The 1,160-nt window shown below is 42.6% G+C and carries 1 protein-coding gene; it reads right to left on the bottom strand.

Translation table 11 applies throughout. The annotated features are described in order from the left end of the window. Positions 1 to 252: 252 nt before the first annotated feature. Positions 253 to 942, bottom strand: coding sequence for a hypothetical protein (locus tag V7D78_RS16380; protein ID WP_333609530.1), 690 nt, complete (start codon positions 940 to 942; stop codon positions 253 to 255). Positions 943 to 1,160: the final 218 nt, after the last annotated feature.

Genomic DNA, 1,160 nt, shown 5'->3' with positions numbered 1-1,160 from the left:
AATGCCATATGTTCCGCAAAGCGTCGTGCATGCATTTGCTCGGGAAACAGCGGATCAGGTTCTGCCAATACCTGATGGTAAATCAGGATGGTTAAAGGTTTTACGGTCATTAACCGGCCTAGTCGATTTAACATCCAATGTAACATTACTATCGCTGCTCCTTGCGAAAACCCGCTGTTGTCTTATTTAGAACTTAATTTAATAGCCTTTATCCAGTAGCTTTTTGTGTAAGGCTTCAAATGGATAATTCTGTTACATGGCAAGATTTACCATTTCGCGCGCTTCGGTGTATCGTTTAAGTTCAAAAAGGGTGAGGCCATATTTATAGGAAAATTCTGCGTTTTGAAAGCCAAATTGTTGGGAACGTGCATAGGCCTCAGCAGCTTGTTCATAAGCTTGATTTCTGTGTAAATGTATTGCAAAGATATAGTGTAAATAAGGTTGGGAGGGGGTATACAAAAAAGCCCTCTTGAAATAGCAGCTTACAGAGCGCTGCATGACCTCTTGTTGATAACGTTCAGGAAATGACCTCATAGCCTTGTCAAGACGCGAGGCTAAATCCAGGGCTGCTGGGTGGTTTGGGATGACATTGAGTGTATAGTGTAAATCGGCGCTGATAGTGGAAGTATTGCCTTTTTCCAGCCGCAGCATTTCCGGCGTTAAGTGATTTTTCTCTACAATATCTATTCGCCCGGTACTATGGTGTTTTTGGTCAAAATAATCACGGGGGCCCACTCGGCTGGCCAAATTTGTATCACAAGACGCGTCAGCCATAGTAAATGGAGAGGTTAAGCTCCCGGCTACCAGCAATATAAAACCGCAGAGAGGTTTATAAAGGGATGGTGAATTCGATACCAACTTAGCTTGCATTCCATTTGCCCCACAAGTTGTTTGCGTTTTATTCCATTGGTTTAATTCTACAACATAAGAAGTCAGTGGCAAGGTTTAGTTATGCTGGTATAGTAAACAAGCTAAAATAGTTAATGAAAAAAGGGATTTTTACTCGTGATGGAAAACACCACTCTGCGCTTTAACAAAGCGGCCGGAACCTTAAGCATTAGTTTTGCAGGCAAGGGCAATGCTTTTTTGCTGGATGCAAGTACCCAAGTAGCCGACTGGCCGTTACAGGCTAACTATGCACTCACTGATCAGTATTTTGT

Origin of the sequence: Arsukibacterium sp. (assembly GCF_036735525.1) — a bacterium.
Classification (GTDB): Bacteria; Pseudomonadota; Gammaproteobacteria; order Enterobacterales; family Alteromonadaceae; genus Alishewanella.
Note: the sequence above shows the minus strand (reverse complement) of the source record. Positions and strands in the feature narration are given on the sequence as shown.